This is a genomic window from Mycobacterium sp. IDUB_39 (assembly GCF_055419205.1).
In genome coordinates this window covers 25,905-51,826 of sequence record NZ_JBVAXF010000002.1, presented here as the reverse complement: position 1 = coordinate 51,826, position 25,922 = coordinate 25,905, and the positions used below count along the sequence as shown (strand labels likewise).

Below are 25,922 nucleotides of genomic sequence, written 5' to 3'. Positions count from 1 at the left end.
ATGACACTGAACCGAGCGCCCAGATTGCTCGTGCCGAGGGGCCGCGAGGCTGCGATCAGTCGGCGCCTGTTCCTTGGCGGCGTCGCCGGCGTCAGTGCCGCGGTCGCACTCGCCGCGTGCTCAAAGCCCGGTGGGTCGACCGCATCGGGCGACCTTCGCGTCTACTCCTGGGCCGGATACGACGCCGACGAGAACGTGTCGGGCTTCGGTGAGCCGGTCAAGATCGACGCCTACTCCTCCAATGAGGAGATGATCGCGAAACTCGTTGCAGCACGCGGGACCAGCGGCTATGACATCGTCATCCCCACCGGTGTCTTCATCCCGCAGATGGCCGAGAACGGCCTGCTCGAGACACTCGACATGTCGAGGCTGCCCAACGTGACCAATATCGACGGCGCCTTCCGCAACCAGAAGTGGGATCCCGACAACACCCACTCCGTCTGCAAGTTCTGGGGCACAACGGGATTCGTCTACGACACCACGGTCATCAAACGGGAACTCACCTCGTGGGACGATTTCATCTCCGCCGCCAAGGGCGAGGCCAAGGGCAGGACCTCGCTCGTCGACGATCCCGGTGAGATCGCAGCGATCCTCTGCTTTGCCCGGGGTTGGGATCAGAGCACCACCGATCCGGCCCAGCTCGACCAGATCCGCACATTCCTCGTCGACGAACTCGCCCCGTGCATCTCGTCGTTCGACTCGTCACCCGGCAGTAGCGCGATCCCGCAGGGCACGCAGGTTCTCATGCACAGCTGGAACGGCGACGCCAGGCGCGGCATCCTGTCCAGCCCCACGCCAGAGCGCTGGAAGTGGGTCCTGCCGACCCCGCAGACCAACCTGTGGATGGACAACTGGGCCATCGTCAAGGATGCACCGAACCGCGATGCCGCATACGAGTTCATCAACTACTCGCTGGGCGTGGACCAGGCGGCACGCAACACCGAGTTCGTCGGGTACGGCACCGGCGTCACCGGCACGCAGGAACGACTCGTCTCCGAGAACGCCGAACTGCTCGACATGATCTTCCCGACCGCGGAGCAGAAGACACGTATGTACACCGGTGTCATCAACGACGCGCAGCAGGTGCGGATGGACATCGTCAGCGAGATGAAAGCCCGAGCGGGGGGCTGATGACTGGCCTGCTGACTGCCACGCGCCGTCGTCTGCGAGGCGGCGGTCTCTTCACCGCTCTCGCCATTCCCGGCGCGCTGTGGTTCGCGTTGTTCTTCGTCGTCCCCATCCTGGTGGTCGTGTGGTACAGCCTGGGCCACAAGCCCAGCCTGTACGCGACGCACGCCAATGACACACTGTCCCTTGGCCGATATCAGGAGGCGCTCAGCGGCTCCTTCCTGGCGACCTTCGTGAACACGCTTCAGATCGCGGTCCTGGGCACGGCGATCTGTCTGGCACTCGGCCTGCCGTTCGCGTACTGGTTGGCAATCAAGGTGTCGACGCGGTGGCGATATGTGGTGCTGGCGTTGGTGTTCATCCCGTATTGGACGAACTTCCTGGTCCGCACCATTGGCTGGCAGATCATCCTGGCGCCCGAGGGTCCGGCGACCCGACTGCTGCGTTCCCTTGGCCTGGTCGACGGCGCGTTCTCGATGCTCTACACCAAGCAGGCCGTGCAACTCGGCGTCGTCTACAACTATCTGCCGCTGATGATCCTGCCGATCTTCGTCGCGCTGGAACGCATGAGTCCGGCGCTGCGAGAGGCGAGTACGGATCTGGGGGCCGGGCGGTGGGCGACCTTCCGTCAGGTGACATTGCCGCTCGCGAGTCCGGGAATCATCTCCGGGGTGCTGTTGGTGTTCATCCCGCTGATGGGTGACTACATCACCGCGTCGGTGCTCGGCGGCGCGCGCGGCAACATGGTCGGGCAGATGATCGCCGGCCAGTTCCAGCAGGGTCAGAACTGGGCGCTCGGATCGGCCATGTCGGTCATGCTGATCCTGATCACTCTGTTGACGATCGCGCTCATCGGCGTCGCCGGGTTGGTGGCAATGCGCATCTCTCGCCGGCACAACAGACTCGCTGTGGAAACCGCTGGCATTGGGGGAACCGCCTCGTGAGAAACAACCGTTCGGCAATCGATCGGGCGCTGCTCGTGGTGGGCATTGGGGTTCTGTGCTTCCTGTTCGCGCCCATCCTCGTGATCGTCGTGTACTCGTTCAACACGGGCCGGCTGCTCGGCGCGTGGGAAGGCGCCGGCATCGACGCCTACCAGGGTGCATTCAACAATTCCGCGATCCTCGACTCGGTCGTCGTCTCGATCCAGGCCGGGATCCTCGCGACCCTGATCGCCACGCTGCTTGGCACGTTCCTCGGCATCGGGATCGGCATGCGCCGCGGTGCGGTCACCTCGGTCATCGTCGGCGTCATCGGCCTCGTGCTGGTGACACCCGAGATCGTGCAGGCCGTATCACTGCTGCCATGGCTCACCTCGCTGGTCATCGACGCGGGAATCTGGCCGCTGGAGAACGGCGTGCTGCGGCTCGCGATCGGACACTCGCTGTTCGCGACGGCGGTCGTGTCGTTCCTCGTCCGCGGGCGAGTGCGCTCGCTTGACCCGGCACTCGCCGAGGCTGCCGCGGATCTCTATGCGTCGCAGTGGAATGGCTTCCGGCAGATCATGCTGCCTCAGTTGCTCCCGTCGATCGTGGCCGGTGGGTTGATGGCGTTCACCCTGAGCCTCGACAACACGATCATCTCTGCGTTCGTACAGGCCACCGGCAGCACGCCCTGGCCGGTGTACGTGTTCAGCTCGATCAAGGCCGGCCTGCGCCCGGAACTCGCGGCGATGGCCACCGTGATGCTGGTCGGCACCCTGCTGGTGCTGGCGGTCGTCATCGTGATTCTGCGCGCCGGCGGCTCCTCGTCACGCGACGTCACCCGAACGTTCGTCGGCTGACCCCCTTTTTCATTGGAGAGTCGAAACATGACCGTTGCCGATTTCACCCTCGTCAACTGTGACCTGCCCCTTCTCGATATCGATGGGCTGCATGCCGTTTCCGTGGCGAACGGCACCATAACGGCAGTCGAGCCGATGGCAGCGCACCACTCCGTGAGCAACGCCGCGGTGTTCGATGCGCATGGCCGCTCCGTCATCCCCGCCTTCACCGACGCACACGTACACCTCGTGGAGTCGGGCGTGGAACTCGCGCGATGCGACCTGTCTGCCACCGGCTCTCGCGATGAGGCGCTCGCCCGAATCGCCGACTACTGTGCACACTCCGACGCCGACTGGATCATCGGTCGCGGATGGTCACTCGATCACTTCGAGGACACCGGCCGCATGCTTGGCGAACTCGATGCGATCACCGGAGCTCGCCCGGCGTATCTCTCCAACAAGGACGGGCACAGCGCCTGGGTGAACTCCGCGGCGCTGGCCCGGGCCGGCGTCGACGATCGCACCGCGGACCCGGCCGGAGGGCGCATCGAACGCGATGCCGACGGCCGAGCGCTCGGGCTGTTGCACGAGTCGGCCATGCAGTTGGTTTCCGAGCTGATGCCGCCGATGGACGAGGCGACCCGCCTGGCCGGCCTGCGGGCGGGCCAGAAGCACCTGTTGGCGCTGGGGGTTACGGGCTGGCAGGAGGCGATCGTCGGCGATTTCGTCCCCACCACCAACGTCTTCGGGACCTACCTCACGGCGTTGGAGCGAGGCGAGATCGTCGGGCAGGCGACCGGCAATCTCTGGCTCCCCCGCGAGCATCCCGAGCAGGCCCTGCCGGAATTCATTGCAGCCCGCGAACGGGTCGCGCCGAACGATCACCTGGCCCTGAACGGGGTGAAGGTGATGTACGACGGCGTCTGCGAGACGTTCACCGCCGCCATCTCGCAGCCGTACACCGATGACACGCAGACGAACTCCGGGCTCACCTTCTTCGAACCGGCTCAACTCGCATCGATCATGCGTGACATCGACAATGCCGGATTCGACATTCACGTGCACGCCATCGGCGACCGGGCAACCGACGAAATCCTCACCGTGTTCGAGAGCTTCATGCGCGGTGCGCCCGCCCGCGATCACCGCCACCAGATCGCGCATCTGCAGATCACCAACTCCGCACTCATCGACCGCATGGCGGCGCTCGGCATCATCGCCAACGTCCAGCCCTTCTGGGCGCAGTCGGATGCTCAAATGACGCAGATGACACTGCCGTATCTCGCGGAATCGCTTCGCGCCACTCAGTATCAGTTCCGCTCCATGGCACGCGCCGGCGTCTCGCTGGCCTTCGGCAGCGATTGGCCCGTGACAACACCCAACCCCATGGACTGGATCCATGTCGCCGTCAACCGCGACTATCCCGGGGATACCGATGGTCCGTTCCTGCCGGAGGAGGCGCTGTCAGTCCGAATGGCGTTCGAAGCGGCCACCAGCGGTGCCGCCAGGGCGGCACGACAGGACGCACGCGGGGTGATCGAGCCCGGTCGGCAAGGCGATCTCGTTGTGCTCGACCGTACTCTGGCCGAGGTGCCCAACGAGGAACTCCACGACGTATCGGTTGCCGCGACGATCGTGCGTGGCGATGTCGTCTTCGAACGCGGCGCAGTCACGCCGGCGGCCCGGTGATGGCTACAGCCCGGCGAAGCGCTCCTTGACCTGCTCGTCGGTCAACCCGTAGTCCGACAGCGAGTAGGTGTGCTTGGGCGCGCGGGGGCCCTTCTGGCTCTCCGCGTGACTGTCGGCGATCGCCGTGCGGGCCTCATGGGTGAACCCGATGCCGAAGTGCTCATAGATGCCCTCGACGGCCGCGACCGGATCCTTGACGAACTCGAAGTAGTCGACATCGCAGAACTGAGCCGGGTCATGGTCGGCCCGAACATCGTTGAACCGCTTGAGACCTCGCGACCACGTCTCCAGGGCGTCCGCACCGATCTGGGCGCCGGTGAACGAGTTGGACCAGCCCGCCGTGGTGTGCTGCGCCAACGAGCACATGGACGCCATGATGGTCTCCGCCGGCCGGTGACACTGCACCACCAGCGCATCCGGGTACGTCTTCATCAACGCGTCGAGCGCGAACAGATGGCTCGGATTCTTGAGAACCCAGCGCTTCTCCGGATCGTTGAGACCGATCAGCTGCAGGTTCTTGCGGTGCCGCAGATAGGATTTCGTCCAGTCTTGACCGGCAAGCCACTTCGAGTACGTGGGCAGGTGCGCCAACGTCTCGTAGGACACCGAGTGCAGCGACTGACGCAGCAACTGCCAGCACTCCTCCACCTCATCGGCGGTCATGTAGTGCAGGCCCGTGTAGTCCGGGTCCTCCTCGTGAGCCTTGGTGAACTGGGCGTCCAGCTGGGCGAACACCGGGTTCTGCGACCAGGTTTCGCGTGGCGGTCGAGGCTGCGGGAACTCCGCGAGCCATAGTTCCAGCCCCTGGTGGCGTGGGTCCGCGGTGAGCAGGCGGTGGATCACCGTGGTGCCGGTGCGCGGCAGCCCGGTGACGAATATCGGCCGCTCGATCGGCACGTTGACGTGCTGCGGATACTGCGCGAATGCCGCCTCGGACACCAGCCGGGCGACGAGCGCGTTGCGCACGAAGAACCGGTTCATCTTGCTTCCGAGTTCGGTCAGGTCGGCGTCACGCCTGAAGGACTCCAGAAGCACGCCGAGTGCCTCACGGTAGTTGTCGTCGTCGACACCGAAGTCATCGAGACCGCAGGCCTTGGTTGCCGATGCGTGCAGGTCGTCGACGGTTCCGACGTCGGTGCGTGCCGGGTTCATCAGGCCTTGTACTCCCCGCAGTTCACGTCGAGCGCCTGGCCCGTTATTCCGCTGGAGAGGTCGCTGGCCATGAAGAGGATGGCCGAGGCCACCTCATTCTCGGTGGGCAGCCGCTTGAGGTCGGACGCCGCTGCGGTGGCCTTGTAGATCTCGTCGACGGTGGTGCCGTACTTGCCCGCCTGGTGGTTGAAGTAGCTCTCCAGCGTGCCACCCCAGATGTAGCCGGGCAGAATGGAATTGACCCGGATGCCCTGATCGCCCAGCTCGGTGGCCAGCGACTGCGACATCGCGAGCAGGGCGGACTTCGCCATCTTGTAGGCGCCGTACTTGGCCTGCGAGTGCCGCACGACCATCGAGTTGACGTTCACCACGGCGCCGTTGGCATCGGCCAGCGCCGGCGTGAAGCCCTGGATGAGGCGCAGCGCCCCGAACACCGTGAGCTCGATCGCGTCCCGCATGTGCTCGAACGTGGTGTCGGCCAACGGCCTCATCGACGGCACCCGGAACGCGTTGTTGATCAGCACGTCGACCTTGCCGTAGGCCTTCAGCGCCTCCTCGACGAGGTTGTTCACCTGAGCCTCGTCGGTGATGTCCGTGCCGACCGACACTGCCCGTCGCCCCAGATCGGTGACGGTCTTCGCCACGTCCTCCAGCCGTTCGACGGTCCGCGCCGCGAGCACCAGATCGGCCCCCTCCTCGGCACATCGGCGCGCCAGCGTCGTACCCAGCGCGGGTCCGACGCCACTGATCACGACGACCTTGTCCTTGAGAATGCCACCCACGGCTAGCCCACCATCCTGTCGCCAATTTGCTTCTGACGTAGCGCGATACGCGCGCGCCAGTCTTCCTCGGAGATCTTGTTCGCCTCGTGGTACGGCAGCGCCGCGGCCACCTGTTCGATGTCGACCAGTTCCATCGTCGGGCCGTCGGCCTCGGTCAACTCACGCGAGACCCGCTGCCACCGGAACTGCAGGTAACCCTTGCCGTGGCCCAGCGTCTCGCACCAGTTCGTCACGCCGGGGTTGGCGTCGGACACGACGATGCGGATCTTGCCGTCCGGGTCGGCCTGCATCTGGGTGCCGTTGAGCGACGTCTGGTGGTTGATGTAGTCCAGCGAGATGTACCACAGGCTGCCCAGCTGGAAGCCCAGGTACGGCGCGTCGGTGACCGGCAGCGTGATGACGATGGCCTGCTCGGGCTTCAGGTCGAAGTGCCCGACCGACGAGTACTGGGTGGCCAGCCCACCCGGGGTCAGGCGCGGGGCGGTCAGCGTGTTGACGGGCAAGTCGTCGTAGAACCACTTCGGGAACTGCAACCACGTCTTGACGCGCTGAACGAGCTGCTTACCGGCTACGGCGTAACGCTTCTCGATGAGTTCCTTGGTCAGCGGCGGCGGCGCGGTGCCCTCGGTATCGGTGCGCGCGATGGCGAAGGAGCCGCGATGCGCCGACCAGTCGTTGTACACCTCGCGGATGACGAGCTGGGCCGGACTGGTGGGTGTGAATCGCCACTCGAAGGTGCCGTCTGCGGCGATGTCGAGCTTGCGGTCGTCGAATGCCGTCTCGCTATCGGGCACGTTGTCGTCGGTGTACTCACCGCCGAGCAACTGGAAGCTCACGTCGGTGGTACTGCCGCGCCTGCCCGTGACGACGTACTCGCGGTTGGCCTGCACCCGGGTGCCGAAGTACATCGTGTCCGGGTTGTCCAGGCCCATCTTGGTGAATGGCCCTGTCCCCTCGTGGAGGAACGGGTGATCGCGGTCGTAGTCGAACGCGACGTGTGTGCACGCGGCGATGCAACCGGCCAGGTACTGCAGACCCTCGAGCAGGTCGGCCTCGGACTCGATGAATGGTGCCGTCGTGACGAGGTGCTCGGCCTCGGCGATGGCGTCGACCAACGGTTGTGAATACATACGGATTGCTGCCTCCGTGATCGTCTGCTCGACTCCTCCGCGGCTCGTTCCTCGCAGCATCGTCGTCTTCGGCGGTTCAATATTGGACCGTGCTGGTAGAGTTTCCGACCTGAGACTAGAACGCGTTCTAATCTCAGTCAACGTTCCAGCGAAGACGTTCCAGCGACGGGGGTGCAGCATGGACGGCGAATCCGGCCGGGCGTCTCCACCCACCACACGCGTTGTCACCGTCCTCGAGTTCCTGGCCAGCCATCCACACGACCGCTTCGGTCTCTCCGAGCTGGCCCGCCGCGCAGGGGTGAGCAAGCCGACCTGCCTGGGTATCGTCACGACACTCGCCGCCTCCGGGTACCTGGTGCGCGACGCGCAGGACAAGACCTACCGACTGGGCCCCGCACTGATCACGCTGGGACACAAGGCACAGGAGTCCCTGCGCGTGAGCCCGGCCGCGCGCGACGAACTGGGTCGGTTGTCCGCGCGCTTCCGGGTGGCCGCCGCGCTGTCCGGAGTGATCGACGATCGCATCACGCTGATCGAATTGGTCGAGCCGCCCGGTTTCCGCGCCGGCGTGGAGGTCGGCCAGAGCTACCCCTTCGCACCACCGGTCGGGCTGATGTTCGTGCTCTGGGACGACGAAGCGCTACGCGACTGGCTCGCCAAGGAGCCCACCCTGCCGCTGCGCACGAAGACCGCTCAACTCAACCGAGTGATCGAGAACTGCCGCGCAGACGGATATTTGGTGGAGTGCCTGACCCCGGGAGGCAGACGGCTGTACGCGCTGATGGCTGGGATGTCGACGACGAACCTGCCCGACGAGCTGCGCGCGCTACTTGGCGAACTGGTGTCCGATATCGGCGAACGGGTGTATCTGCGCGACGAGAGTCCGCGCGGTCGCACGCCGCACGACATCAGCGTCATCTCCGCGCCGGTGTTCGACCATCACCAGCGCCAAGTCATGGTCGCCTCACTGCACATCGGAAAGGCCTTGACCGACAAGGAGATCACCGAGCGCGCCCAGGCGCTGGCGGCAACCGCCGACGAGTTGACCAAGCAACTCGGCGGGATCAAGCCGCAGCGCCCAGCTCAATCGCCTCAGTAGTTGTTGCAGCTGCCGAAGATCTGCTGCATCAAGCCAAGGTACTGCTGATTTCCCGGCGTGTTCACGATCATCGAGGCCATCTGCTGGCGTTGATCGGGCGGCGACCCGAGGAACTGCCGCAAGTAGCCCTGCGACTGCGCGGATCCACTGAACTGCGCGGCAGCCGCCGGATCCTGAGCATTCGCCGCCGACATCACCTGCTCGTAGCTGCAGGTTGTGTTGACGATCGGCCCCAGATCAGGTTCGGCGGCCGCGATCCCGGTCCCGGCCGTCAGTGATAACGCCACACCGCCGACTGCGGCGGCAATTCTGGTAAACAATTTTTCGGTCATGTATTGACCTCCTCCCCCAAGCCCCACTCTAAGCACTGCACCCGAACTTCTTCGGGGTTTCGCAGACGAATCAGCGCTCTTCCTGCCCGAGCAGCGAACGGGTCGACGATCGGGTGCCCGAGGGCCGAAGTAGTGCACTCGCCGGGCGTTGGCGTACCCGCTGCGGCCACCAGAACCAGCGCCCCAGCAGCGCAGCGATTGACGGTGTCATGAGCGCGCGAACCACCAAGGTGTCCAACAACAGACCGATACCGATGGTGGAACCCACCTGCCCGATGATGCGCAGGTCACTGACCACCATCGACATCATGGTGACGGCGAACACCAGACCGGCGGCCGTCACGACCTTGCCTGTGCCGCCCATTGCTCGAATGATGCCTGTGTTGATACCGGCGCCTATCTCCTCCTTCATGCGTGAGACCAGCAGCAGGTTGTAGTCGGAGCCGACCGCCAGCAGGATGATGACGGACATCGCGAGTACGAGCCAGTGCAATTCGATGCCGAGAATGTGCTGCCAGATCAGCACGGACAGCCCGAAGGCCGCACCCAGCGACAGCGCCACCGTGCCCACGATGACCAGCGCCGCGATAAGGCTTCGCGTCATGATCAGCATGATGATGAAGATGAGACAGAGCGCCGCGACTCCCGCGATCAGCAGATCGTAGGTTGAACCGTCCCGCATGTCCTTGAACGTCGCCGCTGTCCCGGCAAGAGATATCTTGGCGTTCTCCAGTGGAGTCACCTTGAGTGCCTCCTGAGCCGCATTCTCGATGTCGTCGACGCGCGAGATTCCCTCGGCCGACGCGGGATCGCCCCGATGCGAGACGATCAGCCGCACCACCTTGCCGTCCGGTGAGAAGAACAAGTTCATGGCGCGCTTGAAGTCCTTGTTCTGGAAGATCTCCGGCGGCAGGTAGAAGGTGTCGTCGTTCTGGGCCGCGTCGAAATCTCTGCCCATGGCGGTCGCGTCCGTGCTAGTGGCGTCCATCAGGTCAAACATCCCCGACATCGTGCTGTACATCGTCAGCATCATGGTCCGCATTGACTTCAGGGACGCGATCATCGCCGGGAACTGGGCGATCATCTGCGGCATGAGCGCGTCGAGCCGATCGAGACTTCCGATCAGCTCGTGCGTCTTGTCGCTGACCTCGTTGACGCCGTCGAGTGAGTCGTATACGGCTTTGAGAGCCCAGCAGATGGGAATATCGAAACAGTGCGGTTCCCAATAGAAGTAATTGCGGACCGGCCTGAAGAAGTCGTCGTAATTCGCGACATTGTCCCGCAACTCATTCGTGAGCGCTTCCAGCTCATGCGATTTGAGGACCGTGCCATGGGTCGTGTTGACCAGCTTTTGCATCACGGTGTACATGCCCTGCATGGTGTTTGTCATCTTCGTCAGCCCATCGGCCTGGGCCAGCAGATCCTTCATGCCATTCTTCTGAAATGGCAGAAGCTGAACCTGATTGGCGTTCTGCAGGCTCAGCAGAAACGGTATCGATGTCCGTGCGATCGGGGTTCCCTCGGGCCGAGTTATCCCCTGCACCCTGGAAATGCCCGGAACGGCGAAGACGCCCTTTGCCAGTTTGTCCAGGACCACAAAATCCGCCGGGTTCCGCATATCGTGGTCGGCCTCGACCAGGAGGATGTCGGGCATCATTCGTGATTGGGGAAAGTACTTATCAGCGGCGGCGTATCCCACATTGGCGGGGATGTCTTGCGGCACATACAACCGGTCGTCGTAGCTGGTCTTGTACCCCGGCAAGGCCAACAACCCGGTGAGCGCAACCACGGAAGCCGTGACCAGTATGGGCACGGGCCACCGGACGACCGCCGTGCCCACTCGCCGCCATCGACGGACATTGACCCTCCGCTTGGGCTCGAACAGCCCAAAACGGCCACCGACCACGAGAACTGCCGGAATCAGCGTCACGGCCACCGCAACCGCAACGACCATGGCCACAGCAGTGGGAACACCCATGGTTTGGAAGTAGGGCAATCGGGCGAAGCTCAGGCAGAAGATCGCGCCCGCAATGGTGAACCCGGAGGCCAACACCACCTTGGCAACGCTGCGATATGTGGTGTAGAAGGCAGATTCGCGATCCTCGCCAGCCTGACGTGCTTCGTGATACCGGCCTACGAAGAAGATGCCGTAGTCCGTACCGACCGCGAGTCCGAGCGACACCAACAGATTAACGGCGAATGTCGACAGTCCGATGACCTCGTGTTCGCCGAGAAGCGCGACCACTCCTCGCGCCACCTGCACTTGCATTCCGACCATGACCAACAGAAGTACGGCCGTGACGATCGAGCGGTAGACGAAGAGCAGCATCGCCAAGATCACCACGAGGGTGACCGCCGTGATCTTGATGATGGATTTGTCGCCGGCATGGTTCATATCCGCCACCAACGGAGCGGGGCCCGTGACATAGGCCTTGACCCCCGGGGGCGGTGGCGTCTGAGCGACGAGCTGCCGGATGGCCTCCACGGATTCGTTCGACACGGATTCGCCTTGGTTGCCAACGAGATTCAGTTGGACATACGCGGCCTTGCCATCGGCGCTCTGTGCACCCGTGGCCGTGAGGGGGTCCCCCCAGTAGTCCTGCACGTGCTCCACATGCGCCGTATCGGCGCGCAACTGACGAACCAAATCGTCGTAATAGCGGTGCGCCTCATCGCCGAGGGGGGCCTCACCCTCCAATAGGATCATCGCCACACTGTCTGAGGTGGACTCCTCGAACCTCTCGCCCATGCGCTGCATCGCCTCGAACGCGGGTGCGTCCTTGGGTACCAGGGAAACTGAGAATTCCCGGCCGACCTGTTCCAACGATGGAACGGCAAAGGTCAGAACGCCGACGACCACCAGCCACCCAAGGATGATGAGCACCGCCAGCTGATGGACCTTCCGCGCGATGAAGGGCGGGCGGCCCCCAGTTCCACCGTCGGCATCAATTCCCCGGTCGCTTCGCTCCTGCCCGCCGATGCTCATGCGGCCTTCATCTACGGTGCGCGCTCTTCTGGTTTCAGCAGCAGAGCCCTTACCAGCGGCCGGGGGCCCGACGACCGAAGCATTGCGCTGGCCGGGCGCTGCCGCACCGGCAGTGGCCACCAGAACCAGCGCCCCAGCAGCGCGGCGATTGAGGGTGTCATGAACGCGCGAACCACCAAGGTGTCGAATAGCAGGCCGATACCGATGGTCGAACCCACCTGACCGATGGTGCGCACGTCGCTGACCAACATCGCCATCATGGTGAAGGCGAACACCAGCCCCGCAGAGGTGACGACCTTGCCGGTGCCGGCCATCGCCCGGATGATGCCCGTGTTGATACCGGCGCCTATCTCCTCCTTCATGCGTGAGACCAGCAGCAGGTTGTAGTCAGATCCGACCGCCAAGAGAATGATCAGGGATATCGCGAGCACGAGCCAGTTCAATGGGAAACCGAGAATGTGCTGCCAGATCAGCACGGACAGCCCGAAGGCCGCGCCCAGCGACAGCGCCACCGTGCCCACGATGACCAGTGCGGCGACAAGACTCCGGATCATGATCAGCATGATGATGAAGATGAGACAGAGCGCGGCGACTCCCGCGATCAAGAGGTCGTATGCCGATCCGTCCACCTGATCCTTCGCCATCGCCGCGCTGCCGGTGAGGTAGATCTTGGCGCTCTCAAGTGGAGTTCCCTTGAGACCCTCCTCGGCCGCGGTCCTCATCGGATCGACGCGCGAGATGCCCTCGGGCGTAGCGGGATCGCCGCGTTGCGTGATGAGCATGCGCGCCGACTTCCCGTCCGGTGACATGAACACGTCCATGACGCGTTTGAAGTCCTTGTTCTGAAAGATCTCCTTGGGCAGGTAGAACGAGTCGTCGTTCTGCGCGGCGTCGAAGTCCTTGCCCATGGCGGTGGCGTTCTGACTCCCGTCCTCCATTTGCGCTAGGACTCCCGACATGGTGCTGTGCATCGACAGCATCATGGTCTGCGTGCTCTCCATGGTCGCGATCATCGACGGAAACTGTGCAATCATCTGCGGCAGAAGCAGATTCAGCTGATCGAGATCGCCGACGAGAGCGTGCATCTTGTCGCTGATCTGGTCGATTCCGTCGATTGCGTCGAACAGGGATCTGATCGACCAACAGACGGGGATGTTGAAACAGTGCGGCTCCCAATACAAGTAGTTGCGGAGAGGCCGGAAGAAGTCATCGAAATCCGCTATGTGATCGCGCAACTCATTCGTGACGTCTTCCAGCTCATGAGTTTTGCCGACCATATCGCTCGTCGTACGGGCGAGCTGTTGCATCAGCCCATACATTCGCTGCATGACGTCAATTGTTTTCGTCATTTCGCCGGCCTGCGTCAGCATATCGTCCATGCGCGCTTTCTGAAATGGCAGAAGTTGCAGCTGACTGGCATTCGACATGCTCATCATGAACGGGATCGTGGTGTGTTTCAGGGGAGTGCCCTCGGGCCGGGTCACCGCCTGCACTCTGGAAACTCCCGGAACGGCCAGAACGCGCTTGGCCAGTTTGTTCAACACCAGGAAGTCTGCCGGGTTGCGCATATCGTGGTCGGCCTCGACCATCAGGATATCGGGCGCCGTCATGAGCGACTGAGGAAAATGCCTGTCAGCGGCCGCATATCCCTCGTTGGCGGGAATGTCTTTGGGAAGGTATTTCTGGTCGTTGTAGCCGGGCTGGTACGCCGGCAGCGCCAGCAACCCGATAAGCGACACGGCGAATGTCGCCACGAGAATGGGTGCCGGCCACCGGACGATCGCCGTGCCCACCCGCCGCCATCGACGGACGATGATCTTCCGTTTTGGCTCGAAAAGACCAAAGTGGCCTCCCACGGCAAGAACCGCCGGAATCAGCGTCAGTGCCACCGCAACCGCGACAATCATTCCCAGCGCGCAAGGAATACCGAGGGTTCGAAAATAGGGCAGCCGAGTGAAGCTCAGACAGAAAACCGCTCCGGCAATGGTCAAGCCGGAGGCCAAGACCACCTTCGCAACGCTGCGATAAGTGGTGTAAAAAGCAGTTTCCCGGTCCTCGCCAGCCTGACGCGCCTCATGATACCGGCCGACGAAGAATATGCCGTAGTCCGTTCCCGCCGCGAGTCCGAGCGTCACCAATAGATTGACTGCATATGTGGAAAGACCAATGAGTTCATGGTCGCCGAGAAATGCGACGACCCCTCGGGCCACCTGCAATTGAAGCCCCACCAGGATCAGCAGGACAATGGCGGTGACGATCGAGCGGTAAAAGAAGAGCAGCATCACCAAGATCACTGCAAGACTCAACCCGGTGACCAGGATGACTGTCTTGTTGCCGCTCTGACTCAAATCCGAGATTAACGCCACCGGGCCGGTGACATAGGCCTTGACCCCCGGGGGCGGTGGCGTGCGATTCACGATGTCCCGGACGGATTTCAGGGAATCGTTCGCCATGCCCTGGCCAAGGTCACCGGTGAGGCTCATTTGCACGTACACGGCCTTACCGTCGGCGCTCTGCGCCGCGCCCGCCGTGAGCGGATCCCCCCAGAAATCCTGCACATGCTGCACATGCGCCGTGTCAGCTTTCAACTGACGAATCAGGTCGTCGTAATAGCGATGTGCGTCATCGCCGAGGGGTGCCTCGCCCTCCAGGACGATCAACGCCACACTGTTGGAATTGGATTCCTCGAAGTTCTCACCCATGCGCTGCATCGCATCGAACGACGGCGCATCGTTGGGAATCATCGACACTGAGCGCGCTTCTTCAACCTTCTCCAGCGGGGGGACGGTCGCAGCCAAGACATAGGCGATCGCCAGCCACGCAAGGATGATCGGCACCGCGAGTCGATGGATCATTCGCGGTATGAACGGCGGGCGGGTGCTCGTCTGCTGGGCGCTCGCCTGCTGGTTACTCATGCGCCTGTCAGCCGGCAGAAGGTGAACGCACTTTGCCCTTGCCTGATTCGCTCCGCTTTCACCTCATCGTCGACGGTGATGCGGCAGCCGATGCTGTCGGTGTCGCCCTGCGCGACGATGTTCGCCCCCGCGGTCGCCTCGGTCATCGCGAACTTCAATGACCACGGCAGACTTGCTCCCTCGACGAACCGCGGCTCGGCATCGCTGTCGAAATAGCTGATGCGTGCCACCGTCCCCGGAGGCCCGAATACCTCGTAAACCAGCTGTTTGGGGTCATACGGCTGGCGCTTCTCAGTTTCAGTATCGGCATAGACGGGGCGATTCTCGGAGCCGAATACGCCGTGCAGGCGGGACACCGTGAATCCCCCAACCGCGAGCACCACGAGTATCAGCAGCGGAATCCACAGCCGCCTTAGAACCCCCAAAATCGCGAACCCCCTTCACCCGTCTATGAGACCGGCAATACCCATCGATCGCGGCACGCTAGACGCCGGCACCTCTGCAGCATTAAGCGTCCGAGGCCAGCCGTGTTGGGGGTCACGGCAAACGTGCGTCGCCCCAGACGCACAATCCGAACCTGGCGAGTAAAATATGCAGGCCCCCCTCCATATCGAGCCATTCCCCACTGTGATATGGGATCGTAATGCATACCGCGTACGCACAGACACGGTACGGAAAGTTTCGATCGGTCGTAACCGGTTGCAGAAACTGTGCAATCGCTTGTGATTGGCTGCAAATTTGTCGCGCCAAGCGCCCTTGATCGTCCTGGTCAAAGGCGCGCCTATGCGCCGTCAATGATGCTGGTGCCGTTGGCCTTACGTCGCCGTCGCCGTCGCCGCCGTGCCACAGCCCGGGGCGCTGCCGGCGAACCCCGGCCTCGACGCCGCTGCAGCCGCAGAGCGGCTTCGGCGAGTTCGCCACATGACGATCACCGACACCTGGGCCCGTCAGCTCATCACGTCACCCAGGAGCGGCGGCAAAGAAGTCAAGAATCGCCGAGTTCACCGCGTGCGGGCGTTCCAGAAAGCCCAGATGACCGGTGTCAGCAATCTCCACATACTGCCCATTCGGAAGCGCGTCTGCGACCTCTGCGCCAAGGTGCGGGGGCATGATCAGGTCATCCGCGAATCCGATCACCAACACCGGTGTGGTGATCGAGGCGTAGGCGGGCAGTCGGTCCTCGGCTGGGTAGACACCGTGCTGAGCACGGGTCCCGGGGGTTGCCTTCGTGGGCCACATCGTAAAGGTGTCGATCCAGTCTCGAACGGATTTGTCATCGTTGAGGGTCCGTGGTGAGAAGTTCTCGAGCAGACGAAGTTTCGCTGCGTAGGAAGGCGGCAGTTGGACGCCGATGTCGAGAAAGTCCCGTTCGGCTGTGCGGCAGAACTCGCGCAGGCGATCGTGGCGCCCGCGAGTCGCCATCAATGCCGCCTGCCTCACCAACTCTGGCCGGGCCAACATCAACTCCTGTGCGATGTAGCTTCCCATCGAGACACCCACCAGCCGGACGGGGGCGGCGTCGAGCCGCTCGATCAACTCGGCCGTATCAGCCACCATGGCCGCGGCTGAGAAGCCGTCGGCATTCGCGGTCGCGCCCACTCCCCTGTTGTCGAACGTGATGACGCGGTACCCAGCTTCCCGGAATGCGGACACCTGATGGAGATCCCATGTGCGTCCAACACCACCCTGGCCTGCAATGAACAGCACCGGATCGCCGTCACCGTGGTCATTGAAAGCCAGGTTCATGCGTCTAGGCGGGCGAATTGACCGTGCCGATACTGCTCGACGCACGCCGCTCGCCTGATCTTTCCGCTGGTGGTGATCGGAATCGAACCCGGCGACACCAGAACCAGATCGGCGACGCCAAGACTGTGCGAACTGAAAATCGCCGAGGTCACCTCACGCTTGACGACGGAGAGCTTGGCCATGGACTCATCGCCGGACTCACCCCGCATCTTGGCTTCGATGATGACGACGAGTTTCTCCGTGGAACCGTTCGGAACTGCTATGGCCGCACACCGACCCCGGGTGATCTCCTGGACCGTCGCCTCAATGTCGTCGGGCGAGTGGTTGCGCCCGTACACGATCAGCAGGTCCTTGATCCGGCCGATGACGAACAACTCATCCCCAGAGGTGAATCCCAAGTCGCCCGTACGCAGCCACGACCCCTCGGGTGTGCCAACCGACGGATCGACGAGCCGTCCACCGAAGGTGGCCGCTGTCTCATCGGGTTTGTGCCAATAGCCGGTCGCAACGTTGTCGCCATACACCCAGATCTCGCCAACGGTTCCACTCGGACACTCGCTACATGTCTCCGAGTCCACAATGCGGACCATCGGTGACTGCGGTATGGCGTAACTGACCAGAGGTGTACCACCTTCGTCCCCGCATCGTTGCGCCTTGCCAGCCGACAGGTTCTCGGAGTCGAAGCGCACCACGGCCGGTGGTTCGTCGGGTGCCCCGGTCGCCACGTACACCGTTGCCTCGGCGAGCCCATAGGACGGTCGCAGCACCGCCTCGCGCAGATTGAACGGCGCGAATCGCTGCGCGAATCGTCGAAGCGTTGCAGGGTGCACCCGTTCAGCTCCGGTGACGATGACAAGCACATCCGCGAGATCGAGCCCGGCCATATCGTCGTCCGAGGTCTTTCCCGCCGCCAGTTCGAATGCGAAGTTCGGTGCGGCGGAGTACGCGCGACTGTTGCCTGCCAGCAGTTGCATCCACCTGGCCGGTCGCTGCAGGAACGCCACCGGGCTGGTCACCACCGCGGGAATGCCCGCCAGAACCGGGCCGCAGACTCCCAGATACAAACCCATGTCGTGGTAGAAGGGCAGCCAGGACACGATGGTGGCACCCGGCGGCGCGATGTTTCCGTATTTGGCGAAGTAGCCGGCCATCACCTGTTCGAAATTGGCCAGTAGGTTTCGGTGCGACATCATGACCCCGGCAGGCGCACGGGTCGACCCAGATGTGTACTGCAAATAGGCTGTATCCGTGCGGCTTTCGCTCACGGCAACCGATCCTGTCGGTGCATCGAGATCCAGCGAGTCGACCTCGACTATTGATGGTGTTGCCGCTCCAGGCGCAGACCTCAAGTGCTCCGCTACGGCGCCTGCAACTGGGGATGTTGTGAGGATGACCGAGGGTGACGAGTCACGCAGCACGGAGCTGACTCGTTCATCGCTGACGCCACCCAGCGGAACGGCTAATGGAACCGCGATCTGCCCCGCCTGCAGTGCGCCGAGAAACCCGACGATGTAGTCAAGCCCCTGTGGCGCCAAGATCAGCGCTCGATCACCCGTTGACCCGCGTTGTTCGAGTTCCCGCGCAACGTTGCGCGTCCGCCGATACAACTGCGCGTACGTCAGGCTCTCCGCGACGCCGGCCCAGTCCTGCTCATAATCGATGAATGTGACGGCCGGGTCGTCGCCCTGCAGGCCCGCACGCTCGCTCAGCAAAGTCAAAATAGATGTGCCCCCCACGCACATCAGGGTATCTCCGTCATAGCGACCGGATGTCAAGAAATGACAGCACCCCATTAGTTCTCGCGCGCAGGCGGTTGATTGCGCGGATTTCAAGACAACTCGGCCGCGCGAATTTACCGTTGACGTATGTGACTGTCCGCTATCTACGCCGACGAGGCTGGGGGCAGCTGAGGACGCCGGCGTAGGTAGACAGCTCACACCAGGGGGGAAGCGAGCCTAGCTGCGGCATGACCGCTGCTGGGTCCGCTTGTGAGGGGGACACATGGCTGTATCCGAAACCGCGCCAATCTCGCTCGACGCGCACACCACACCCGTCACTCCGGTTGCTGTCATCGGCATGGCCTGCCGACTTCCCGGCGGTATCGACTCGCCGGAGCAGCTATGGGAGGCATTGCTGCGAGGTGACGACCTGGTCACCGAGATTCCGCTCAGCCGGTGGGATCCCGACGAGTATTACGACCCGGAACTCGGGGTGCCCGGCCGGTCGGTGTCCAAGTGGGGCGCGTTCCTCGATGACGTTGCGGGCTTCGATTTCGAGTTCTTCGGGATCAACGAGCGCGAGGCCACCGCCAGCGACCCACAGCACCGATTTCTCTTGGAGACATCGTGGGAGGCCATGGAACACGCCGGCCTCACCCGGGAGAACCTGGTCGACACGCTCACCGGGGTATTCGTGGGATTGACGCATGCCGACTACCAGCTGCTGGCCGCCGATGCGCACGCCGTGGAGGGACCGTACGGCTTCACCGGCAACAACTTCAGCTTGGCGTCGGGGCGGGTGGCCTATGCCCTCGGGGTCCACGGTCCCGCGCTAACAGTGGACACCGCCTGTTCCTCTGGCCTGACCGCTGTGCATCTGGCGTGCCGCAGCCTGCATGAGCACGAGAGTGCGCTCGCGCTGGCTGGTGGCGTCACGCTGACACTGGACCCGCGGAAGTGGGCGTCCGGGTCAGCCGAGGGCATGCTGTCGCCCACCGGCTGCTGCCACGCCTTCGACATCGCGGCGGACGGGTTCGTGCCCGGCGAGGCCTGCGTCATGTTCTTGCTCAAGCGGCTGCCCGATGCACAGCGTGATGGTGACCGAGTCATGGCTGTCATACGCGGTACGGCGATCAATCAAGATGGCCACACGGTCAACATCTCAACGCCATCACAACCCGCGCAGGTCGCCGCCTACCGGGAGGCGCTGGCAGCCGCCGGTGTGGACGCGGACAGCGTGCGGATGGTGGAAACCCACGGCACCGGCACCGCCACCGGTGATCCCATCGAGTACGCGAGCCTGGCCGAGGTATACGGTCGCGACGGTCCCTGTGCGCTCGCTGCCGTGAAGACCAACTTCGGACACACTCAAGCGGCCTCTGGAGCTCTCGGACTGTTCAAGGCTGTGCTCGCGCTTCAGCATGGTGTGATTCCGCAGAATCTGCACTTCAATCGCCTGCCCGATGCCATGGCCAGAATCAAGACCAATCTCTTTGTACCGCAGGACAACACACCGTGGCCCACGTCCGATCACACACCGCGGCGCGCCGCCGTATCGTCGTACGGAGTCTCCGGAACCAATGCACACGCCGTTGTGGAGCAGGCTCCCGAAACCACCAACACTGAGTCACAACGCAATGGGCACATCGCATCACCGTCAACACCACTGCTATTCCCGCTGTCGTCCACCTCGGCTGACGAACTGCGCCACACCGCCGGCCGGCTGGCCACCTGGATACAGGCGCATGACGACGTGACGCTGCCGGATCTGGCCTACACCCTCACGCGTCGGCGTGCGCACCGCCCAGTGCGCACCGCCGTCATCGCCAGAACCCGACCGCAGCTCACCGAGGCCCTGCGCCAGGTCGCCGACAGCGATACCCAGTTTCAGGCGGCGGTCGGAAGCGACGACCGGCCCCCGGTGTGGGTGTTCTCCGGGCAGGGTTCGCAGTGGGCGGGCATGGGTGCGGAGCTGCTGGCGGCCGAACCGGCGTTCGCCGCCACCATCGCGCAGGTTGAGCCGCTGATCGCCAGTGAGGCAGGGTTCTCGGTGACCGACGCGATATCCGCGCCGCAGGTGGTTGTCGGTCAAGATCGCATCCAGCCAACGCTGTTCACGATGCAGGTCGGTCTGGCCGCCGCGATGAGGGCCCATGGCGTCCGCCCCGGCGCGGTCGTCGGGCATTCCCTCGGGGAGGCCGCCGCAGCCGTCGTCGCAGGTGCGCTGTCACTCGAGGACGGCGTGCGGCTGGTCTGCCGCCGGTCGCGCCTGATGTCCCGCATCGCCGGCGGAGGGGCCACCGCAGCAGTGGAATTGCCTGCCAAACAGGTGCTTTCGGAACTGACCGGCCGCGGGATCCATGACGTTGTGGTGGCCGTGGTGACCTCCCCGCAGTCCACCGTGATAGCCGGTGCCACGCAATCGGTGCGCGACCTGGTCCTGGCCTGGACTCAGCGTGAGGTGATGGCCCGCGAGATCCCCGTCGATGTTGCCTTTCACTCGCCTCAAGTCGATCCGATCGTCGACGAACTCACCGAGGCACTCTCCGATCTCAACCCGATGACACCGGATGTCCCCTTCTACTCGGCGACTCTTTTCGACCCGCGAGAACAGCCTGTGTGCGACGGCGCCTATTGGGCAACGAACATGCGCCGCATGGTGCGCTTCGCCGCGGCCGTGCAGGCCGCCATGGACGATGGTCACCGCGTCTTTGCCGAGTTGTCGCCGCACCCACTACTCACCCACGCGCTCGAGCAGACCGCCCGCAGCCGCGACATACCGCTGGCGGCGCTGGCCGCCATGCGTCGCGACCAATCGCTGCCATACGGGCTGCTGGAGTTCCTGGTGGATCTGCACAGCGCGGGCGTCGCGGTCGACTTCTCCGCGCATTACCCGAGCGGGCGGCTGGTGGACGCGCCCCTGCCCTCTTGGACGCAACGACGGGTGTGGCTGAGCGGTAGCCAGGAATCCCCGACACACGGTGGTTGCACCGTTGAGGTGCACCCACTTCTGGGTCCGCATGTGCGGTTGCAGGGCGAACCGGAGCGCCATGTGTGGCAGGCCGACGTCGGAACCGCCAGCCAATCCTGGCTCGCTGATCATCAGATACGCGATGTGGCCGTGTTTCCGGGAGCGGCTTACTGCGAGATGGCGCTGGCGGCCGCCCGCACTGTCCTGAGCGAGACCTGCGAGGTCCGTGACATCCGTTTCGAGCAGGCGCTACTGCTTGGTGAGCAGACCACGGTCGGCGCCGCCGCGTCGCTGTCGGCGCCCGGCGTCATCGAGTTCTCGGTGGAGTCCGATCAGGGCAGCGAGCAAGCGCGCCACGCCTCGGCAGTCCTGCATGACGCAACCGACGAGCGGCCACCTGCATGGGACATATCCGCGTTACTCGCCGCACATCCATCTCGCGAGGACGGCGACGAGGTTCGCAAGCGCGTGGACCAGCGTGGGATGCAGTACGGGCCTGCGTTCACCGGTCTGGCCGCCGTGTACACCGGTGACGGTAAAACCGGCACTGTACTAGCCGAGGTCGCGCTGCCCCGCTCGATCCGCTCACAACAGGACGCGTACGGCGTGCACCCGGCACTACTGGATGCGTGTTTCCAGTCCGTCGAAGCGCATCCGGATATCCGGGCCATGGGTGCGGACGTACTTGGGTTGCCGCTGGGCGTCCGGCGGCTGCGCGCCTACGACTCCGTGCGCAACGCTCACTACTGCTACACGCGGGTCACCAGCACCGACGCCGCCGGGTTCGAGGCCGACATCGACGTGCTCGACGACCACGGCGCGGTGCTCCTCGTGGTGCAGGGGCTGCGGTTCGGGATCGAATCCGCCGAAGCACACAGGAATCGCTTGCTGGCCGAGGGACTGTTGGCCATCGAATGGCAGCAACGACCGTTGCCGCAATCCGACTATGCCGACGCCGGAACCTGGCTGCTGATCAGTGCCACCGCCGGCGCGGATGTGCTTGCGACGGCGTTAGCCGAAGCTCTGAGCGGGCATGGGGCGCAGTGCGCCACGGTGTCCTGGCCTGTGAGCGTCGACCACACGAACGGTGAGCAGCTTGAAGCTCAAGTGCGTGCCGGCGGTTTCACCCGTCTGGCGCTCCTCATGGGACCGAGCGACGCCGCAGACCTCGAAGCAGTCGGTCAGACACCCCTGCTCGGCGGCGAGATGGTCCGGCATCTGGTGCGCATCACCAACGAGGTGCTGAAGATCCAAGGCGAGCTGCCTCTCATATACGTCGTGACCTGTGACGCCCAAAGCGTGCTGGCAGGCGAGCGGCCAAGCCTGGAACAGGCCGGGCTACGGGGTCTGATCCGTGTAATCGGCAATGAATACCCGCATTTGGGCGCCACCCAGATTGATATGGATGAAGCCACCGACTCCAAGCAACTGGCACAGCAACTGGTCAGCGGATCTGAAGAAGACGAGACCGCCTGGCGAAATGGCTACTGGTACAACGCGCGATTGTGCCCTGCTCCGCTACGCCCCGAGGATCGACAGCTCACGACCACTGCCCAGCAGCGCGACGGGATGCGTCTGCAGATTCGTGTTCCAGGTGACCTGACCTCGATAGAACTCGTTGCCATCGAACGGGTTCCACCTGGTCCGGGACAGATCGAGGTCGCAGTCACCGCATCCAGTATCAACTTCGCAGACGTGCTGATCGCATTTGGCCGCTACCCCGCCTTTGACGGACAGCTGCCACAACTGGGGACCGATTTCGCCGGGGTGGTGACTGCCGTGGGACCTGGTGTCACCGATCACGCGGTCGGCGACCGTGTCGGCGGCCTGTCTCCAGAGGGCTGCTGGGCGACGTATGTCACCTGTGATGCCCGAATGGCAGTGCCGCTGCCACCTGGCCTGACCGACCATCAGGCCGCGGCGGTGACCACCGCGCATGCGACCGCCTGGTATGGCCTCACCGATCTGGCCCGGATCAAGGCCGGTGACAAGGTGCTGATTCACTCCGCAACCGGCGGTGTCGGCCAAGCCGCCGTCGCGATCGCCCGTGCCGCCGGCGCGGAGATCTTCGCGACCGCGGGCAGCGAGCAGCGCCGACAACTCCTGCTCGGCATGGGTATTGAGAATGTCTACGACTCCCGCAGTATCGACTTCGCCGACCAGATACGCCGCGACACCGACGGATACGGCGTCGATATAGTGCTCAACTCGGTCATTGGCACCGCCCAGCGTGCGGGTCTCGAACTACTCGCTCTCGGTGGACGGTTCGTCGAGATCGGCAAGCGCGACATCTACGGTGACACCAAGCTGGGCTTGTTCCCGTTCCGTCGCAACCTGACGTTTTACGGCCTCGACCTGGGTTTGATGTCAGTCAGTCATCCCGATCGGGTGCGCGAGTTGCTGACGACGGTATACGCACTTACCGCAGACGGTGCGCTGCCAATGCCCGAGAGTAGACGCTATCCGCTCGCCGATGCCGCCATCGCACTCCGCCAGATGAGTGCCGCCCAACACACCGGAAAACTCATCCTTGACATTCCCCGCGAGGGGGCCAGCGATATGGTGCTACCGCCCAACCAAGTTCGTCCATTCCGCGCCGACGGCTCCTACATCATCACCGGCGGCCTTGGCGGGCTGGGTTTGTTCTTCGCCCAGAAGATGGCCACCGGAGGCTGTGGGCGAATTGTGCTCACCTCCCGCTCCCAGCCCGATGAGTTGACTTTGGAGACGATCGAGCTCATCCGCTCGGGCGGTGCCGATGTGGTGGTGGAGTGCGGCGATATCGCCATACCCGAGACGGCCGACCGGGCAATGGCAGCGGCGACCGCTACCGGGCTCCCAGTGCGCGGGGTGCTACACGCAGCGGGCGTGATCGAGGACGCCACCCTGCCCAACATCACCGACGAATTGATAGAACGTAACTGGGCGCCAAAGGTATACGGTGCGTGGAACTTGCACACCGCCGCCGCCGACCAGCCATTGGACTGGTTCTGCTCGTTCTCCTCGGCGGCCGCGCTGGTGGGCTCGCCCGGACAAGGCGCCTATGCTGCGGCCAACAGCTGGCTGGATGCGTTCACCCGATGGCGACGGGCCGAAGGCCTTCCTGCCACGGCGATTGCATGGGGCGCCTGGAGCCAGATCGGACGCGGTACAGCCAGGGCGGGCGATGCCGGCGCTGCCATCGCTCCGAGTGAGGGCGCGTACGCATTCGAGGCGCTGCTACGCCACGATCGCCCCCACACCGGCTACGCACCAATCTCGGATGATCCGTGGTTGACCGCCTTCGCCGAGCGCAGCCCGTTCGCCCGGGCGTTCCGTTCCACCCAGCAGAACTCAACGGGCTCAGGGAAATTACGCGCCGAACTAAGTGAGCTGCCACCAGACGATCGGCCCACCCTGCTGCGGCGGCTGATCTCCGACCAGGTCAGCCTGATCCTTCGTCGCAGTATCGATCCCGACCGGGCGCTGTCGGAATACGGTCTGGATTCACTGGGCGCACTCGAACTACGTACCCGCATTGAGACCGGGACCGGGGTGCGGATCTCCGCCACCGACATCACCACGATTCACGGTTTGGCGCAGTTACTGTGCGAGAAGCTCGTACCCGCGGAAGTCGCCTAACGATGTGGGGACAACTGCTGGCGCTAGCGCTCATGACGACGATCAATCCGGTGCGCCTCGGCCTCATCCTTCTGGTGCTCTCCCGACCGCGGCCCATGCAAAACCTGCTCGCCTACTGGGCTGGCGCCCTGATAGTGGGCAACGCCTCCCTGCTGATTCCTCTGTTCGTGCTCCACTCGAACACAACGTCGGCCTCTTTTGTGAAGGATTTCGCCGACCCCGCCGCGAACCCCGCCGCCCAGCGCATCGCGATCGGCATGGGCGCGGTCCTGGTGGTGATCGCCGCGGTGATGGGCGTGCGTGGGTTGGTGGCGGCACCGGGTGTTGGCCGTAGGCAGCCCATGCCGGAACGACATGCCAATGCCAATGCCAATGCCGACTCAAGGACATCGACCCTGGCGATTGAACCGGCTACGCCACCCATACTCTCGCGACTGCTGCGGCCACCGCAGAGTGGAGAACCAGAGGGCGGCTCCCCAATTCGGCGGCTACTGGGTCGCACGGGAAAGGCGTGGCAGAACGGATCCCCGTGGATCGCGTTCGTCCTCGGCGTCATCATCCTGCCGCCACTGGACGGGGTTCTCATCGCACTCGCCATCATCGTGGCCTCGGGAGCCGCGGTCGGAACTCAGGTCGTCGCCGTCATCGCCTACATGATCGGCGTGCTCGTGGTTGAGGAGTTCATTCTGGTTAGCAATCTGGTTGCGCCGGCGAAGACCCAGGCGGTTCTGCGACAGGTGCACGACTGGGCCCGCACGCACCATCGGAAGTTCGTGGCCGTCATATTGGCAGTGATCGGTCTCTCGCTGGTACTGCGGGGTACGGGAGGCCTCTGAGGCGTCGTGAAACGACCTGCGCATCAGAAGGATTCGGGCAACAACTGATGGCGCCCTC

General features: G+C 63.9%; 17 protein-coding genes. 8 read left to right on the top strand and 9 right to left on the bottom strand.

The genetic code is table 11. From position 1 onward, the window contains the following. The 4 genes from ACZY0X_RS06370 to ACZY0X_RS06355 are packed head-to-tail and all read left to right on the top strand — an operon-like array spanning position 1 to position 4,576. Positions 1-1,131, top strand: coding sequence for an ABC transporter substrate-binding protein (locus ACZY0X_RS06370; protein WP_463768815.1), 1,131 nt, complete (start codon positions 1-3; stop codon positions 1,129-1,131). Then, positions 1,131-2,072 (top strand): ABC transporter permease, encoded by a 942-nt coding sequence (locus ACZY0X_RS06365; protein WP_463768814.1) that lies wholly within the window; start codon positions 1,131-1,133, stop codon positions 2,070-2,072. Before ACZY0X_RS06370 ends, ACZY0X_RS06365 begins: the two co-directional genes overlap by 1 nt. Beyond that, positions 2,069-2,911 carry an ABC transporter permease gene (locus tag ACZY0X_RS06360; protein ID WP_463768813.1) on the top strand — a complete coding sequence of 281 codons (843 nt, stop codon included), beginning with the start codon at positions 2,069-2,071 and terminating at the stop codon, positions 2,909-2,911. Before ACZY0X_RS06365 ends, ACZY0X_RS06360 begins: the two co-directional genes overlap by 4 nt. A 27-nt stretch (positions 2,912-2,938) precedes the next feature. Then, positions 2,939-4,576 (top strand): amidohydrolase, encoded by a 1,638-nt coding sequence (locus ACZY0X_RS06355; RefSeq protein WP_463768812.1) that lies wholly within the window; start codon positions 2,939-2,941, stop codon positions 4,574-4,576. 3 nt (positions 4,577-4,579) lie between these two features. Here the strand turns inward: ACZY0X_RS06355 and ACZY0X_RS06350 are convergent, their stop codons facing one another. Genes ACZY0X_RS06350 through ACZY0X_RS06340 form a run of 3 tightly spaced genes read right to left on the bottom strand, consistent with a single transcriptional unit; the run spans position 4,580 to position 7,640 of the window. After that, complete coding sequence (locus ACZY0X_RS06350) at positions 4,580-5,728, bottom strand: sulfotransferase family protein (RefSeq protein WP_463768811.1); 1,149 nt, start codon at positions 5,726-5,728, stop codon at positions 4,580-4,582. Next, on the bottom strand, positions 5,728-6,510 hold the full coding sequence (locus ACZY0X_RS06345) for an SDR family oxidoreductase (RefSeq protein WP_463768810.1): 783 nt from the start codon (positions 6,508-6,510) through the stop codon (positions 5,728-5,730). The genes ACZY0X_RS06350 and ACZY0X_RS06345 overlap by 1 nt, the downstream gene beginning before the upstream one ends. A gap of 2 nt (positions 6,511-6,512) precedes the next feature. Further along, positions 6,513-7,640, bottom strand: coding sequence for a hypothetical protein (locus ACZY0X_RS06340; protein WP_463768809.1), 1,128 nt, complete (start codon positions 7,638-7,640; stop codon positions 6,513-6,515). 178 nt (positions 7,641-7,818) lie between these two features. Between ACZY0X_RS06340 and ACZY0X_RS06335 the strand changes: the two genes are divergently transcribed. Continuing rightward, positions 7,819-8,739 carry an IclR family transcriptional regulator gene (locus ACZY0X_RS06335; protein WP_463768808.1) on the top strand — a complete coding sequence of 307 codons (921 nt, stop codon included), beginning with the start codon at positions 7,819-7,821 and terminating at the stop codon, positions 8,737-8,739. Here ACZY0X_RS06335 and ACZY0X_RS06330 read toward each other — a convergent pair. The 5 genes from ACZY0X_RS06330 to ACZY0X_RS06310 form a co-directional block, all read right to left on the bottom strand. Then, positions 8,733-9,071, bottom strand: a complete 339-nt coding sequence (locus ACZY0X_RS06330) for a hemophore-related protein (RefSeq protein WP_463768807.1) — start codon at positions 9,069-9,071, stop codon at positions 8,733-8,735. The genes ACZY0X_RS06335 and ACZY0X_RS06330 overlap by 7 nt on opposite strands. A 70-nt stretch (positions 9,072-9,141) precedes the next feature. Continuing rightward, positions 9,142-12,057 (bottom strand): MMPL/RND family transporter, encoded by a 2,916-nt coding sequence (locus ACZY0X_RS06325; RefSeq protein ID WP_463768806.1) that lies wholly within the window; start codon positions 12,055-12,057, stop codon positions 9,142-9,144. A gap of 11 nt (positions 12,058-12,068) precedes the next feature. Beyond that, on the bottom strand, positions 12,069-14,912 hold the full coding sequence (locus ACZY0X_RS06320) for an MMPL/RND family transporter (protein WP_463770523.1): 2,844 nt from the start codon (positions 14,910-14,912) through the stop codon (positions 12,069-12,071). A gap of 56 nt (positions 14,913-14,968) precedes the next feature. Further along, entirely contained in the window at positions 14,969-15,379 is a 411-nt protein-coding gene (locus tag ACZY0X_RS06315; RefSeq protein ID WP_463770521.1) for an MmpS family transport accessory protein, read from the bottom strand. A gap of 553 nt (positions 15,380-15,932) precedes the next feature. Next, the gene (locus ACZY0X_RS06310) at positions 15,933-16,679 is read right to left on the bottom strand and encodes an alpha/beta fold hydrolase (protein WP_463768805.1); all 747 of its coding nucleotides are present in this window, start codon (positions 16,677-16,679) and stop codon (positions 15,933-15,935) included. Here ACZY0X_RS06310 and ACZY0X_RS06305 point away from each other — a divergent pair. After that, positions 16,629-16,739, top strand: a complete 111-nt coding sequence (locus tag ACZY0X_RS06305) for a hypothetical protein (protein WP_463768804.1) — start codon at positions 16,629-16,631, stop codon at positions 16,737-16,739. The two genes, ACZY0X_RS06310 and ACZY0X_RS06305, sit on opposite strands and share 51 nt — an antisense overlap. Here ACZY0X_RS06305 and ACZY0X_RS06300 read toward each other — a convergent pair. Beyond that, complete coding sequence (locus ACZY0X_RS06300) at positions 16,715-18,460, bottom strand: AMP-binding protein (protein WP_463768803.1); 1,746 nt, start codon at positions 18,458-18,460, stop codon at positions 16,715-16,717. The genes ACZY0X_RS06305 and ACZY0X_RS06300 overlap by 25 nt on opposite strands. A 259-nt stretch (positions 18,461-18,719) precedes the next feature. Between ACZY0X_RS06300 and pks2 the strand changes: the two genes are divergently transcribed. Further along, positions 18,720-25,028, top strand: coding sequence for a sulfolipid-1 biosynthesis phthioceranic/hydroxyphthioceranic acid synthase (pks2, locus tag ACZY0X_RS06295; RefSeq protein ID WP_463768802.1), 6,309 nt, complete (start codon positions 18,720-18,722; stop codon positions 25,026-25,028). A 2-nt stretch (positions 25,029-25,030) separates the two neighbouring features. Beyond that, entirely contained in the window at positions 25,031-25,864 is an 834-nt protein-coding gene (locus tag ACZY0X_RS06290; protein ID WP_463768801.1) for a GAP family protein, read from the top strand. Positions 25,865-25,922 lie beyond the last annotated feature (58 nt).